This window comes from Pseudoalteromonas sp. 120-MNA-CIBAN-0494, assembly GCF_040308885.1.
Taxonomy (GTDB): Bacteria; Pseudomonadota; Gammaproteobacteria; order Enterobacterales; family Alteromonadaceae; genus Pseudoalteromonas; species Pseudoalteromonas nigrifaciens.
This window is the reverse complement of the sequence record NZ_JBEOOE010000191.1, coordinates 1-255: the sequence shown is the minus strand read 5'-3', so window position 1 is coordinate 255 and position 255 is coordinate 1. Positions and strand designations below refer to the sequence as shown.

At 44.3% G+C, this 255-nt stretch carries 1 protein-coding gene; it reads right to left on the bottom strand.

The window, feature by feature from the left end:
- On the bottom strand, window positions 1-255 hold a 255-nt coding region (locus AAEY55_RS18480; protein ID WP_350552719.1), incomplete at both ends, for a 3-hydroxyacyl-CoA dehydrogenase family protein.

Here is a 255-nt window from a genome sequence, read left to right as displayed (position 1 = left end):
CCCCATGAGATAGGACCATACGGATAACCCAATCCAAGCTTGACGGCATTGTCGATATCTTTTGGTGTGGCAATACCTTGCATCGCAATATCGCAACCTAAATTAATGACCATAGCAACGACTCGCTGCGCCACAAAACCAGTGCTTTCAGTAATCAGCGTGGCATCGATAGCCATATTTGAGCCCTCATCCGAGCTTTTACCAAACTTATTATTTCTAGAAAATAGAGCATAAGCTTGCGCCACAAACTTATCC